This is a genomic window from Mycobacterium sp. NGS50 (assembly GCF_059812545.1).
This window is the reverse complement of record NZ_JCALCW010000015.1, coordinates 67,923-79,985: the sequence shown is the minus strand read 5'-3', so window position 1 is coordinate 79,985 and position 12,063 is coordinate 67,923. Positions and strand designations below refer to the sequence as shown.

Below are 12,063 nucleotides of genomic sequence, written 5' to 3'. Positions count from 1 at the left end.
TTCGCGCCGGACTGCGCGGTTTCGCAACGGTCCGGGCGGAACTAGCTGAGCACCAATAGTTTTCACAAGGCTTGCTGACCAACGGTGAGGAGACCATTTGCCGCCGGACACCGGCGCAGGCGCGTTACGATGCGCCGACCGTTCGGACCCAGGGAAGGCGCCTGAAGATGACAACACGATTGCCGGCGATCCTCGCCGCGGTGGCGGTCGCGGCCGCGCTGGCCGGCTGCGGGGGCAGCAAACACAGTGCGGCGCCCAGTGAGTCGTCGAACTCGGCCGCCGCTTCGAGCTCCGCGTCGGTGAGCGCCCCGGCGCCCGCGGCTCCGCAGGGCAAGATCGCGCCGCTGCCCGATGGGCCGGGACCCAATCAGACCATCGCCGGCTACATCGCACACAACGGCATCACCCAAACGCCCGTCCATCCGGGTGATCCGGGGGCGCCGGTGATCACGTTGCCGATTCCCGACGGCTGGACCGATGCCGCCGCGGATGCACCCCCGACGGCGTATTACGCCATCACCAACCACGGTCCCCAAGCCCAGAAGTACACGCCGAGCATCGTCGCGTTCGTAACCGAACTCACCGGCAACGTCGACCAGCAGCAGCTGCTGGACCTGGCTCCCGGTCAACTCAAGAATCTGCCCGGGTTCACCGCGTTCAGTGACGGATCCTCCACCACCCTGAGCGGTTTTCCGGCATACCAGGTCGGCGGGACCTGGGCGCCCAACGGTCAAAAGCGCGGCGTCGCACAGAAAACGGTGATCATCGCCTCCGGTTCGCGCACCTATCTGATGCAGTTGAGCGCCGACTGCCTAGAAGAGCAGCTCGACCTGGTGGTGCCGGCGACCATGGATATCGACGAAGGCACCACCATCACGCCGTAGCCGTCTTCCTAGACTGTGGCGGTGCGCCTTGTTTTCGCCGGAACGCCCCAGACCGCGCTGCCGTCGCTGCAACGGCTGATCGATTCGGCACGCCATGAGGTGATCGCGGTACTCACCCGGCCCGACGCCGCCTCCGGGCGGCGGGGCACCCACCAGCCGTCGCCGGTGGCCCGGGCCGCCCTCGACCAGGGCATTCCGGTGCTGCGCCCGGCGAAACCCAACGCGCAAGAGTTCGTCGCCGAACTCAGCGCGCTGGCACCCGACTGCTGCGCAGTGGTGGCCTACGGCGCGCTGCTCGGCGACGCGCTGCTCGCCGTCCCGGCCCGCGGCTGGATCAACCTGCACTTCTCGCTGCTGCCGGCGTGGCGGGGTGCGGCCCCGGTCCAGGGTGCGATCGCCGCCGGCGACTCGGTCACCGGCGCCACCACCTTCCAGATCGAGAAAGACCTCGACTCCGGGCCGGTCTATGGCGTGGTCACCGAGACCATCCGGCCCGAGGACACCGCCGGTGATCTGCTGGACCGCATGGCGGTGTCGGGGGCGGCGCTGTTGGAAGCCACGCTGGACGGCCTCGACGCGCTGACCGCGGTGCCGCAGTCGGCCGATGGGATCAGCTATGCCCCGAAGATCACCGTCGAGCAGGCCCGGGTGCGTTGGGAGCTGCCGGCGCCGGTGATCGAGCGCAACATCCGCGCCGTCACCCCGCACCCGGGTGCGTGGACCCAGATCGGTGAGCTGCGGGTCAAACTCGGCCCGGTCAGCATCGCCGACGAAGCGCCGACGGCGTTGGCGCCCGGCGACATCCACGTCGATCGTCGGCACGTCTGGATAGGCACCGGCTCGGTTCCGTTGCGGCTGGGCCAGATCCAGCCGCCGGGAAAGAAACTCATGGACGCCGCCGACTGGGCACGGGGTGCGCGGCTGGACGCCGGGGTGCGTGCGTCATGACCAACCCGTCGCGCCGACCACCGCGTACCCAGGCCGGATCCCGCAAACCGCGCCGCAAACCGCTGGACCCGGCCCGCCGGGCCGCCTTCGACGCGTTGCGCGCGGTCACCGAACGCGACGCCTACGCCAACCTGGTTCTGCCCCCGATGCTGGCCGGACGCGGGATCAGCGGCCGCGACGCCGCTTTCGCCACCGAGCTGACCTACGGCACCTGCCGCACCAGAGGGCTGCTGGACGCGGTGATCGGCGCCGCCGCCGGGCGGACACCGACAGAGATCAACCCGGTCCTGCTCGATCTGCTGCGGTTGGGCACCTATCAGCTGCTGCGCACCCGCGTCGAGCAGCACGCCGCGGTCTCCACCACCGTCGAACAGGCCGGAATCGAATTCGACTCGGCCCGAGCGGGTTTCGTCAACGCAGTGCTGCGGACCGTCAGCACCCGCGATGAGCGGTCCTGGGTGTCGGAACTGGCCCCCGACCCGGGGTCCGACCCGATCGGGTATGCGGCGTTCAGCCACGCCCATCCGCGCTGGATCGCCCAGGCCTTCACCGACGCGCTGGGCGTGCGGGCCGGTGAACTGACCGCGCTGCTGGACAGCGACGACGAGCGGCCCCGGGTGCACCTGGCGGCCCGGCCCGGGGTGCTGAGCTCCGCGGACCTGGCTGCCGCGGTGTCCGGCACCGTCGGCCGCTACTCGCCGTACGCCGTGTACCTGCCCAGCGGTGATCCCGGCCAGCTGGCCGCGCTGCGCGAGGGTCAGGCGCTGGTCCAGGACGAGGGCAGCCAGCTGGTGGCGCGCGCCCTGACCTTGGCGCCGGTGGACGGCGACACCGGACGCTGGCTGGATCTGTGTGCCGGGCCGGGCGGCAAAACCGCGCTGCTGGCCGGGCTGGGGGAGCAGACCGGGGCCCGGGTCACCGCCATCGAGCAGTCGGCCAGCCGCGCCCGGTTGGTGACCGAGAACACCGCCGGCCTCCCGGTGGAGGTGTTGTGCGTCGACGGCCGAGACTCCGGGCTGCAGCCCGGGTTCGACCGGGTGCTGGTCGACGCACCGTGCACCGGGCTGGGGGCGTTGCGGCGCCGGCCGGAGGCGCGCTGGCGCCGCCAGCCCGCCGAGGTTCCGGTGCTGGCCAAGCTGCAGCGCGAACTGCTGGGGGCGGCGATCACACTGACCCGGCCCGGCGGCGTGGTGCTGTACGCGACCTGCTCCCCGCACCTGGCCGAAACCGTCGGCGTCATCGCCGACGCGCTGCGTCGGCACCCGGTGCGAACCGTGGACACCCGGCCGTTGTTCGCCCCGGCGGCCGATCTGGGGGACGGACCCTACGTGCAGCTGTGGCCGCACCGGCACGGCACCGACGCCATGTTCGCCGCGGCCCTACAAGTAATCTGAGTCCATGTCACGACCCATGATCGCGCCGTCGATCCTGTCCGCCGACTTCGCTCGGCTCGCCGACGAAGCTGCCGCGGTCACCGGTGCGGACTGGTTGCACGTGGACGTCATGGACGGCCATTTCGTGCCCAATCTGACATTGGGTCTGCCGGTGGTGGAAAGCCTGCTGGCGGCCACCGACATCCCGATGGACTGCCATCTGATGATCGAGGACCCGGACCGCTGGGCGCCGCCCTACGCCGAGGCCGGCGCCTACAACGTGACTTTTCACGCCGAGGCCACCGACAACCCGGTCGCGGTGGCCCGCGACATCCGGGCCGCCGGCGCCAAGGCCGGCCTGTCCGTCAAACCCGGCACCCCGCTGGAGCCCTACCTGGACATCTTGCGCGACTTCGACACCCTGCTGGTGATGTCGGTGGAGCCCGGCTTCGGCGGGCAGTCGTTCATCCCGGAAGTCCTCGGCAAGGTGCGCACCCTGCGCAAACTGGTTGATTCCGGCGAGCTGCGGATCCTGGTGGAGATCGACGGCGGGATCAACGCCGACACCGTCGAGCAGGCCGCCGAGGCCGGTGTCGACTGTTTCGTGGCCGGATCGGCCGTCTACAGCGCCGCCGACCCGGCCGCGGCCGTCGAGGCCTTGCGTCGCCAGGCCGGCGCCGCGTCGCCGCACCTGCGCGCATGAGCGCCACCGTCGCCGTCAGCGACGAGGCCGCCATGCTGCTGGCGATCGAACAGGCCGACAAGGTCAAGGGCGGGACCTACCCCAACCCGCCGGTCGGAGCGGTCATCGTGGACCGCGACGGCCGCGTCGTCGGCGTGGGTGGCACTCAGCCGGCCGGTGAGGACCACGCCGAAGTGGTGGCACTGCGGCGCGCCGCGGGTTTGGCGGCCGGCGGCACTGCGGTGGTGACCCTGGAGCCCTGCAACCACCACGGCAAGACCCCGCCGTGTGTGGAAGCGCTGCTGGACGCGGGTGTGGCCCGGGTGGTGTACGCCGTCGTCGACCCCAACCCGGTCGCCGCCGGCGGTGCGGCCCGCCTTACCGCCGCGGGTGTCGAGGTGGTGACCGGGGTGCAGGCCGAGGCGGTCACCGCCGGACCGCTGCGGCAATGGCTGCACAAACAGCGCACCGGGCGACCCCATGTGACCTGGAAGTATGCCGCCAGCGTCGACGGGCGCAGCGCCGCCGCCGACGGTTCGAGCCAGTGGATCACCAGTGAGGCCGCCCGGGCCGACGTGCACCGCCGGCGCGCCGCCGCCGACGCCATCGTGGTCGGCACCGGCACCGTACTCGCCGATGACCCGACGCTGACCGCACGACTGCCCGACGGCACCCTGGCCGATCGCCAGCCGCTGCGCGTCGTGGTGGGGGAGCGCGAAATATCTTCGGAGGCAAAGGTTCTCAACGACGATTCGCGCACCATGGTGATCCGTACCCACGAGGTGAACGAAGTGCTGCGGGCATTGTCGGATCGCACCGACGTGCTGATCGAGGGCGGCCCCACGTTGGCCGGGGCGTTCCTGCGGGCCGGGGCGGTCGATCGCATCCTGGCTTACGTCGCGCCGATTCTGCTGGGCGGCCCGGTCGTCGCGGTCGACGACGTCGGCGTGCCGTCCATCGCGCGGGCGCTGCGCTGGCGGTACGACGGGATCCAGCAGCTCGGCCCGGACGTGCTGCTCAGCCTGGTGCCCCACTAAGCCCTCACACCCGCCAGGGTGCGCCGTCACACCCTTTGGACCCGAAACCCGTACCACCGCGCACCTGCGCCGGGTGCGAGCTCAGACAGCGGGCTTGCTTACCGTGACCGGCTTATCCCAGTCGAACAGGATTATCTTGACGGAGTTCGACGTGCTCGGCGCCAATGTGAGCTGAACCAGCTGGTGATTGGCGCTCTCTCGAATCCATAACGTCGTCGGCACCGGACTGGTCGCAGCCAGCTGCGGCATGAACGCGTTGGCCGCATCGGCGGTTACGGTGCCGACGATCCGGACGGTTCGTTCGGTCGCGACCGATTCCCGGCCGTCGACCCGGGCATCGCGGAAATTCGCCAGCAGGTTTGCCAGCCCGGTGTCGGGATTCAGGATCGTTGTGGCGTCGTAGATATCCGACGCCGGTCCAAAGTCATTCCAGGTGTCGCCGGTGATCGCGGCGTAGAAGGTGCCGTCGATGGTCACGAACTTCGTGTCGACGTCGCTACCGACCATGGTGACCGTCATATCCCCTTGAGCCGCCGGACTGGGTTGATTGGTCACGTCGCAGGACATCGCCTGGACGGGCAGATCCGCAACCGTGCCGGACACCGACATCAGCACGTGCGCACTCGTCAGTGCTTTGGTGGTGGTCGCGGCATCCCTGACCAAGGTCGCGGCGTCCGGTGCCGCGCTCATGCCCGCACCAGGTGCGCGCAAGGCGACGACGGCACCGACCGCGACCAGTATCGCGATCACCGCCAGGATGCTGATCGTGACTTTACGACGGTTACGCGCAGGACGTCGGGCTTCCGATTCGTGGGGGCCGGCAGGCGCCGGTTGCACCGGCGTCGGGATCGAGGCTGCTTGCGCGGCAGGTGAATTCGCCTGAACGGTGACTGCCTGATGATGGACAGTCTGTTGGACGGCGAGATCCGCTGCGGGCGGGGGCACGGACGGCGTCCATCCGGGGTTCAGAGCGTCGCGCGCTGCACGAGCCAGCTCTGTCGCACTCTGAAAGCGCTGCTCGGGGTCCTTGGCCATGCCGCGGGCGATGACCGTGTCGAGTCCGGGAGGGATGTGCGGCGCGTCACGGGATGGCTGTGGCGGTGGCGTGTTGTAGTGGCCGATGAACTGTTGTTCCAGGCTGTCGCCGGGGTACGGGCGCTGGCCCGTCAGGCATTCGTGGAGCACACAGGTCAGCGCGTAGATGTCGGCCCGTGGATCCACGGTGCCGCTGAACCGTTCCGGGGCCATGTAGGCAAACGTGCCGATGGTTTGTCCGGTGTTGGTCAACGCGGTATCGGCGACGGCACGGGCAATGCCGAAGTCGATCAGATATGCGAAGTCGCGCGTCGTCACCAAGACATTCGACGGCTTGATATCTCGGTGCACGAGCCCCGCCTGGTGGGCGGTGTCCAACGCCGAGGCGACCTGCTCGATAATCGCCACAGCACGCTCCGGGTCCATACCGCCGCCACCCTGCGTGATGATCGTGGCGAGATCGCGACCTTCGATGAGCCGCATGTCGACGTAGAGACGGCCATCGATCTCGCCGTAGTTGTGGATGGGCACGATGTGCGGGTCATTGAGCGCGGCCGCGATCTGGGCTTCGCGGCGAAAGCGTGCTTGAAACTCCGGGTTGTTGGCCAAATGCGCGGGTAACACCTTGACCGCGACGACCCGATCGGTGGCGGTGTCGTGAGCGCGGAAGACGTCGCCCATCCCGCCGCGGCCCAGCAACTCAAGGAGGTGGTAACGACCGAATGATTCCAGCGATTCCGTGGCCGTCAACGGGTCTCCTAAGCGCCCTGTGCAGGTCCCGCCCCCGCGGAGACGTGACAAACCTTAGCGCCCCGGGCGCGGCACCCCTTAGCCGGAGACGGCTGCTTGGGCCTCGGGCTCCGGCTCCTCGGCGTGCTCGGCGCTGCCGCCGATCAACAACCCGAGCACCGCCCCGGCCACGCACACACCCGCGGTGATCAGGAAGATCTCGCCGTACATCTCGGCGAACGCGTGCCGGTAGTTGTCGGCCTGCGCGGCGAGCTTCTCGGCCAGGCTGCCGCTGTGCGCGCTGTGCTGCTCCGCCAATTTCTGGTTGAAGCGGTACAGGCCCCACGCCGACAGCGATGCCATGCCGACCAGCATGCCGGTCATCCGGGCGACCACCACGCCGGACGCGGCGATCCCGTGCTGGGTCGACGGCACCACCCGCAGCGCCGCAGAGGTCAGCGGCCCGATCACCAGCCCCAGCCCGATACCCGCCAACGCCAGGTCGGTGTCCAGGGCGGGCAACGAGATGCCCAGGAAGTGGTGCTGGTAGTCCAGCAGGTCAACCGGCCATTTGGAGATCAGCCCGTAGCCGGCCGCGGCGATCAGCAGTCCGACGAACGCGACGGCGCGGTCACCCACCCGGGTCGCGATCCAGCCGCCAGCCAGGGCACCGATCGGCAACGCGATCAGGAAGCGCAGCAACAGCCCCGCCGCCGAGTTCTGGTCCATGCCCAACACGCCCTGACCGAACAACTCGACGTCGACCAGCGTCACCATCAGCGCCGCACCCGCACACAGGGAGGACCCCAGCGACGCCAGGAACGGGCCGAACCGAACCCCGGCAGGCTCGATCAGCCGGGTGCGGGCGAAGCGCTCCCACACCGCGAACGCCACCGCGGCGACCAGCGCACCCGCCAACACCGGCAGACCCCACGACGGCAACGCCTGCTTGGCGCTGGGCTCCGGGTTGTACAACCCGACCACCGCCAGGCCCAGCGTGATGGCCAGCAGAACCCCGCCGACGACGTCGACGCGTTCGGCCGGACCCTCGTCTTTGGCTTTCGCGGGCAGGCTGAACTGGATCATCAGCATCGCGATCGCGGTCAACGGCACGTTGATCCAGAACACGTCGCGCCAGGTTCCCAGCAGCCACACGATGAAGATCCCGTACAGCGGACCGAGCACACTGCCCAATTCCTGAGCGGCACTGATCCCGCCGAGCACCCCGGCCCGGTTGCGCTGTGACCACAGGTCGGCGCCCAGCGCCAGCGTCACCGGCAGCAGCGCACCGGAGGCCACCCCCTGGACGACCCGCCCCACCACCAGCATGTTCAGGTCGGTGGACATCGCGGTGACCACCGAGCCGGCGGCGAACAGGGCCAGGCTGGCCTGCAGCAGCAGCTTGCGGCCGAACCGGTCGGAAGCCCGGCCCAGCAGCGGCATCGCGGCGATATACCCCAGCAGATAGCAGGTGACGATCGGGGTCACCTGCTGCAGCTTGTTGATCGGGATCCCGACGCCCTCAGGTGCCGGAGCCATGATGTCGCGCATGATGGTGACCACGACGTAGGTGTCGAGGGCACCCAGTAGGACAGCCAGGCTCCCGGCGCCGATGGCTACGCCACGGCCGGAGCGCATCACACCGCCGGCTTGTCGACGGTGACCGGCTTGTTCCAGTCCGACAGCGTCATCGTGATGGAGTTGTCCGAGCTCTGGTCCAGCTCGATCTGCACCAGCTGGTGATCGCCGTTCTCCTGGATCCAGGCCTTGGCCGGCATCGCCTCCTTGGCGGAGAGCTGCGGCGCGATCTTGTTGACCGCGTCGGCGCTGACCTTGCCGGAGACCCGGACGGTGTCCTGGCCGTTGATGGTCTGGTGGTCTTCGGCCTTGGCATCGGTGAAGTTGGCCAGCACGTTGGCCAGCCCGTTGTCGGGGTTCAGGATCGCCCCGACGTCGTAGATCTTCGAGGCCGGACCGTAGTCGTCCCAGGTGTCGCCGGACAGCGCCGCGTACAGGTCGTTGTCGAAGACGACGAACTTCACCTCGACATCGGATCCCATGATGTTGATCTTGGCGTCGCCCTTGGCGGCGGTGGCGGGCTTGTTGGTCAGGTCGCCGGTCAGCGTCTTGACCGGCAGCTTCGCGATCTTGCCGGCCACCGTCAGCACCAGATGCGCACTCCCGACCGCCTTGGTGGTGGCGCTGGACTGTTTGAGCAGCGTCGCCGCGTCGGGCAGCGGGCCCGACGGCCCCTTCTTGGAACATCCGGTGATCAGCCCGGCGGTGAGGGTGAGGAGGGTGAATACGACAGCGAGGGCTCTGCGGCGCGTCAGCATGCTGGCAATCGTAAAGGGTGCTCGAAAAAGAGCAGGTGGGGCCATCGGGCAAGGGCCGTCAACGGCCACGAACTACCCTGGTGCGGGTGTTCACCGGCATTGTCGAGGAATTGGGCGAGGTCGTCGATCGGGAGACCCTGGCCGACGCCGCACGCTTGGTCATCCGGGGCCCCGTCGTCACCACCGATGCCGCCCACGGCGATTCCATCGCCGTCAACGGCGTGTGTCTGACCGTGGTGGAGGTGCTGCCCGACGGACGGTTCAGCGCCGACGTCATGCAGGAGACGCTGGCTCGGTCGAGCCTCGCGCAACTCGGCGCCGGCAGCCCGGTCAACCTGGAGCGCGCCGCCGCCGTCAACAGCCGCCTGGGCGGGCACATCGTGCAGGGCCATGTCGACGGCACCGGTCAGGTGCTGGCCCGCACCCCGTCACAGCACTGGGAGGTGGTGCGGATCGCGCTGCCCGCCGCACTGGCCCGCTATGTGGTGGAAAAGGGCTCGATCACCGTCGACGGGATCTCGCTGACCGTCTCCGGGGTGGGCGACGACTGGTTCGAGGTGTCCCTGATCCCGACCACCCTGCAGTTGACCACCCTGGGCCGCGCGCCGGTGGGTGCTCCGGTGAATCTGGAGGTCGACGTGATCGCGAAGTATGTCGAGCGGCTGCTGCGCCATCCCGCCGAGTAAGACCAGACCGGTAACCGCGGCGAGCCGGTGGTTCATACTGGACGGGCGGGTTTTTGTTGATTGGCGTTCCCGACGGCGAACGGACTGAGGTGCACGGATGACGAGGCTGGACACCGTCGAGCAGGCGGTTGCCGACATCGCGGCCGGTAAAGCCGTCGTCGTCATCGACGATGAGGACCGGGAGAACGAGGGCGACCTGATCTTCGCGGCGGAGAAGGCGACCCCGGAACTGGTCGCATTCATGGTGCGCTACACCTCCGGATACCTGTGTGTGCCGCTGGACGGCGAGATCTGCGACCGGCTGGGCCTGCTGCCGATGTACGCGGTGAACCAGGACAAGCACGGCACCGCCTATACCGTGACCGTCGACGCGCGAGACGGCGTGGGCACCGGCATCTCGGCCTCTGACCGCGCCACCACGATGCGGCTGCTGGCCGACCCCGCCAGCGTCGCCGACGACTTCACCCGTCCGGGCCACGTGGTCCCGCTGCGCGCCAAGGATGGCGGCGTGCTGCGCCGGCCCGGCCACACCGAGGCCGCCGTCGACCTGGCCCGGCTGGCCGGTCTGAAGCCGGCCGGCGCGATCTGCGAGATCGTCAGCCAAAAGGACGAAGGCGAGATGGCGCGGACCGATGAGCTGCGCGTCTTCGCCGACGAGCACCAACTCTCGCTCATCTCGATCGCCGATCTGATCGAGTACCGGCGCAAGCACGAAAAGCACATCAGCCGCATCGCCGAGGCGCGCATCCCCACCCGGCACGGCGATTTCCGGGCGGTCGGCTACACCAGCATCTACGAGGACGTCGAGCATGTGGCGCTGGTCCGCGGCGAGATCGCCGGACCGCACAGCGACGGCCACGACGTGCTGGTGCGGGTGCACTCGGAGTGCCTGACCGGGGACGTGTTCGGGTCACGGCGCTGCGACTGCGGTCCGCAGCTGGACGCCGCGTTGGCGATGGTGGCCCGCGAAGGCCGTGGCGTGGTGCTCTACATGCGCGGCCACGAGGGCCGCGGCATCGGGCTGATGCACAAGCTGCAGGCCTACCAGTTGCAGGACGCCGGCGATGACACCGTGGACGCCAACCTCAAACTCGGGTTGCCGGCCGACGCAAGGGATTACGGGACCGGGGCGCAGATCCTGGTCGACCTCGGGGTGCGGTCGATGCGGCTGCTGACCAACAACCCGGCCAAGCGGGTCGGGCTGGACGGCTACGGTCTGCACATCATCGAGCGGGTTCCGCTGCCGGTGCGCGCCAACGCCGAGAACATCCGCTACCTGATGACCAAGCGCGACCGGATGGGCCACGACCTGACCGGGCTGGATGATTTCGACGAAACTGCCCATCTGCCTGGGGAATTCGGCGGGGCACTGTGAGTCCAGCTGCCGGTGTACCGGACCTGCCGGTGATCGATGGGTCCGATCTGAGGCTGGCGATCGTCGCCAGTACCTGGCACACCCGGATCTGTGACGCATTGCTGGACGGGGCGCTCAAGGTGGCTGCCGACAGCGGCGTGCAGAACCCGACCGTGGCCCGGGTGCTCGGCGCCATCGAAATCCCGGTGGTGGCACAGGAGCTGACCCGAAACCACGACGCCGTCGTCGCACTGGGTGTGGTGATCCGCGGCGACACACCGCATTTCGAGTATGTGTGTGACGCGGTGACACAAGGCCTGACCCGGGTGTCGCTGGATGCTTCCACGCCGGTGGCCAACGGAGTGCTGACCACCGAAACCGAGCAGCAGGCGCTGGACCGCGCCGGCTTGCCGGAGTCGGTGGAGGACAAGGGTGCACAGGCGGCCGCGGCGGCGCTGAGCACCGCGCTGACCCTGCGCGAGCTGCGCGCTGCACCGTGAGCGAAGCACCGACATCCGGCGGCTGGGACGTCGTGGTACGTCCGTACCGGACGCCCATCTACGCCTGGATCGCGGCGGTGGTCATCGTGGCAGCCCACCTCGCGGTCGCGCTGCTGCTCAAGGTCCGCACCAGCGGGGTGATCTTTCAAACCGCCGACCAGGTGGCGTTCGCCGGCTTCGGGCTGATCCTGGGGGGTTGCGTGCTGCTGTTGGTCCGCCCGCGGCTGCGGGTGGGCGCGGCCGGAGTGTCGGTACGCAACCTGTTCGGCTACCGCCTGGTGCCGTGGTCGGAGGTGGCCGGTGTGTCGTTTCCCGCGGGCAAGCGGTGGGCGCAGGTGGACCTGCCCGACGACGAATACATCCCGGTGATGGCCATCCAGTCCGTCGACGGCGAACGCGCGGTGGACGCGATGGACGCCGTGCGGGCCCTGGCGGCCCGCTACCGGCCGATTGCCGGCGAGCAGACGTAAAAGTGCCCTATTTCGCTTCAGAAAGGGCA

At 69.1% G+C, this 12,063-nt stretch carries 12 protein-coding genes; 9 read left to right on the top strand and 3 right to left on the bottom strand.

Features of this window, described 5'->3' with window-relative positions; genetic code table 11:
• The first annotated feature begins 167 nt into the window (after positions 1-167).
• From lpqN to ribD, 5 genes are read left to right on the top strand one after another with little or no spacing between them, the layout of a single operon-like run.
• Positions 168-884, top strand: coding sequence for an envelope biogenesis lipoprotein LpqN (gene lpqN, locus AC5Y36_RS12735; RefSeq protein WP_500041272.1), 717 nt, complete (start codon positions 168-170; stop codon positions 882-884).
• 21 nt (positions 885-905) lie between these two features.
• A complete protein-coding gene (fmt, locus tag AC5Y36_RS12730; protein ID WP_500041271.1) occupies positions 906-1,832 on the top strand; it encodes a methionyl-tRNA formyltransferase in 927 nt (308 codons plus the stop codon).
• Positions 1,829-3,226 carry an RsmB/NOP family class I SAM-dependent RNA methyltransferase gene (locus AC5Y36_RS12725; protein ID WP_500041270.1) on the top strand — a complete coding sequence of 466 codons (1,398 nt, stop codon included), beginning with the start codon at positions 1,829-1,831 and terminating at the stop codon, positions 3,224-3,226. Before fmt ends, AC5Y36_RS12725 begins: the two co-directional genes overlap by 4 nt.
• Positions 3,227-3,230: 4 nt before the next feature.
• Complete coding sequence (gene rpe / locus AC5Y36_RS12720; protein WP_500041269.1) at positions 3,231-3,908, top strand: ribulose-phosphate 3-epimerase; 678 nt, start codon at positions 3,231-3,233, stop codon at positions 3,906-3,908.
• Positions 3,905-4,924 carry a bifunctional diaminohydroxyphosphoribosylaminopyrimidine deaminase/5-amino-6-(5-phosphoribosylamino)uracil reductase RibD gene (gene ribD, locus AC5Y36_RS12715; RefSeq protein WP_500041268.1) on the top strand — a complete coding sequence of 340 codons (1,020 nt, stop codon included), beginning with the start codon at positions 3,905-3,907 and terminating at the stop codon, positions 4,922-4,924. The genes rpe and ribD overlap by 4 nt, the downstream gene beginning before the upstream one ends.
• Before the next feature lie 81 nt (positions 4,925-5,005).
• Here ribD and AC5Y36_RS12710 read toward each other — a convergent pair whose 3' ends face one another.
• The 3 genes from AC5Y36_RS12710 to AC5Y36_RS12700 form a co-directional block, all read right to left on the bottom strand.
• On the bottom strand, positions 5,006-6,691 hold the full coding sequence (locus AC5Y36_RS12710) for an LppX_LprAFG lipoprotein (RefSeq protein WP_500041322.1): 1,686 nt from the start codon (positions 6,689-6,691) through the stop codon (positions 5,006-5,008).
• A 96-nt stretch (positions 6,692-6,787) separates the two neighbouring features.
• Positions 6,788-8,326, bottom strand: coding sequence for an MFS transporter (locus AC5Y36_RS12705; RefSeq protein WP_500041267.1), 1,539 nt, complete (start codon positions 8,324-8,326; stop codon positions 6,788-6,790).
• On the bottom strand, positions 8,326-9,024 hold the full coding sequence (locus tag AC5Y36_RS12700; protein WP_500041266.1) for an LppX_LprAFG lipoprotein: 699 nt from the start codon (positions 9,022-9,024) through the stop codon (positions 8,326-8,328). The genes AC5Y36_RS12705 and AC5Y36_RS12700 overlap by 1 nt, the downstream gene beginning before the upstream one ends.
• An 86-nt stretch (positions 9,025-9,110) precedes the next feature.
• Here AC5Y36_RS12700 and AC5Y36_RS12695 point away from each other — a divergent pair, with 86 nt between their 5' ends.
• From AC5Y36_RS12695 to AC5Y36_RS12680, 4 genes are all read left to right on the top strand, one after another.
• The gene (locus AC5Y36_RS12695; protein WP_500041265.1) at positions 9,111-9,710 is read left to right on the top strand and encodes a riboflavin synthase; all 600 of its coding nucleotides are present in this window, start codon (positions 9,111-9,113) and stop codon (positions 9,708-9,710) included.
• 97 nt (positions 9,711-9,807) lie between these two features.
• Positions 9,808-11,085, top strand: a complete 1,278-nt coding sequence (locus tag AC5Y36_RS12690; RefSeq protein ID WP_500041264.1) for a bifunctional 3,4-dihydroxy-2-butanone-4-phosphate synthase/GTP cyclohydrolase II — start codon at positions 9,808-9,810, stop codon at positions 11,083-11,085.
• A complete protein-coding gene (gene ribH / locus AC5Y36_RS12685; protein ID WP_500041263.1) occupies positions 11,082-11,564 on the top strand; it encodes a 6,7-dimethyl-8-ribityllumazine synthase in 483 nt (160 codons plus the stop codon). Before AC5Y36_RS12690 ends, ribH begins: the two co-directional genes overlap by 4 nt.
• Positions 11,561-12,034: a PH domain-containing protein gene (locus AC5Y36_RS12680; RefSeq protein ID WP_500041262.1), complete on the top strand. Its 474-nt coding sequence runs from the start codon at positions 11,561-11,563 to the stop codon at positions 12,032-12,034. The genes ribH and AC5Y36_RS12680 overlap by 4 nt, the downstream gene beginning before the upstream one ends.
• Positions 12,035-12,063 lie beyond the last annotated feature (29 nt).

Bases quoted from the DNA above. Each gene is read 5' to 3' on its own strand.
- AC5Y36_RS12700 (WP_500041266.1), bottom strand. From the start codon at position 9,024: ATGCTGACGCGCCGCAGAGCCCTCGCTGTCGTATTCACCCTCCTCACC.
- AC5Y36_RS12725 (WP_500041270.1), top strand. From the start codon at position 1,829: ATGACCAACCCGTCGCGCCGACCACCGCGTACCCAGGCCGGATCCCGC.
- AC5Y36_RS12705 (WP_500041267.1), bottom strand. From the start codon at position 8,326: ATGCGCTCCGGCCGTGGCGTAGCCATCGGCGCCGGGAGCCTGGCTGTC.
- lpqN (WP_500041272.1), top strand. From the start codon at position 168: ATGACAACACGATTGCCGGCGATCCTCGCCGCGGTGGCGGTCGCGGCC.
- rpe (WP_500041269.1), top strand. From the start codon at position 3,231: ATGTCACGACCCATGATCGCGCCGTCGATCCTGTCCGCCGACTTCGCT.
- AC5Y36_RS12690 (WP_500041264.1), top strand. From the start codon at position 9,808: ATGACGAGGCTGGACACCGTCGAGCAGGCGGTTGCCGACATCGCGGCC.
- ribD (WP_500041268.1), top strand. From the start codon at position 3,905: ATGAGCGCCACCGTCGCCGTCAGCGACGAGGCCGCCATGCTGCTGGCG.